The organism is Geminicoccus harenae (genome assembly GCF_019800005.1).
GTDB classification, from domain to species: domain Bacteria; phylum Pseudomonadota; class Alphaproteobacteria; order Geminicoccales; family Geminicoccaceae; genus Geminicoccus; species Geminicoccus harenae.
On sequence record NZ_JABGCL010000163.1, the window covers coordinates 1 to 1145 of the forward strand.

The following is a 1145-nucleotide window of genomic DNA, read 5'->3' on the forward strand; positions in this document are numbered from 1 at the left end:
TGTAGGGTCCGTGATCATCGTTGCATGCGCGCGAAGGTGGTGTCCCAGCGGTAGTCCTGGGTGCGGATGCGCTCCTTGGCAGGGTCGTAGGCATCCCAGACGGCTTCACTGAGTGGTGCCTTGGCGATCAGCTCGCAGACCCGGTCGACCGGTGTCCGGCCGGCGAGAGCGCCGTGCGGACGGTTCCAGTTGTAGAAGTGCTGCCACTCGTCGAACTGGTCGGGCAGCAACGGGTCCTTCAGGTCGACGGTCGGCCAGAACTCCTCCAGCGCGGTCCGCTGCGCCCGCTCGACCTTGCCGTTCAGATGCGGTGAGCGCGGCCGGATCGGCCGGAACTTGATGTGCCAGGCCTGGAGTTGCTCTTGGACCTGGTAGGCGAAGAACTCCTGGCCGCGGTCGGTCTGGATGCGCTGAATGGCGAACGGCATCTCCTCGCGCATGCGTTCGAGGAAGTGGATCGTGTTGGCGGCGGTGCGGCGGGGATAGGTCCCGACGATCTGGAAGCGCGAGCAGTCGTCGCCTCGGCCGGCTCCTGCCGGCCGGTCCTCTGGACGCCGGATCGAGCGGCTCCTGCCGCTCGATGGCGGTGTACTGGTAGAGCTTGGGCGCGATCTTGCAGACGTCGACCTGTACCCGGTCACCGGGAATTGGGCGGCTATAGCGCCTGGTGTGCTTGCGCCGTAGCGGCCGACGCTTCAGGTAGCGCTCGCCGTGCCGGACCAGGACCTTGTGGATGGTGTCCAACGCGAGCTTGAGCGTGTGCTCGCGGATGAGCTCGTTCCTGAGCCGCTTGATCCCAAGGCGGCGGCCACGGCGCAGTTCCAGGATGAGCGCCTCGTCCTGCTGGAACACTTTGCGGCCTGGCGAATGGTGCGGCCGGAAACTGCGGGTCTCCAGGCCGGGCACCCCGTCGCTGCGATAGCGCTGCCACCATTTGCGGAGGGTCGGCCGGGAGATGCCGCAGCGGCGGCAGACGATGCCGGCGTTGCCGATCGCCGCGTAGAGCCGGACCCACCCCAGCCGGGTGCGTGCATCCATTCCGCCTCCCTGCCGCCACGAGCGGCTTCCACCGTGACGCGATGGGATCAGGCGATAGCGGAGCTGGTAGGATCGGGCGAGGTGAAACGGGGTCTACAAACCCCACA

The 1145-nt window shown here is 67.2% G+C and carries 1 pseudogene; it reads right to left on the reverse strand.

From position 1 onward, the window contains the following. Positions 1-14 precede the first annotated feature (14 nt). Positions 15-1038, reverse strand: a pseudogene (locus HLA95_RS27410) (IS481 family transposase). Positions 1039-1145 lie beyond the last annotated feature (107 nt).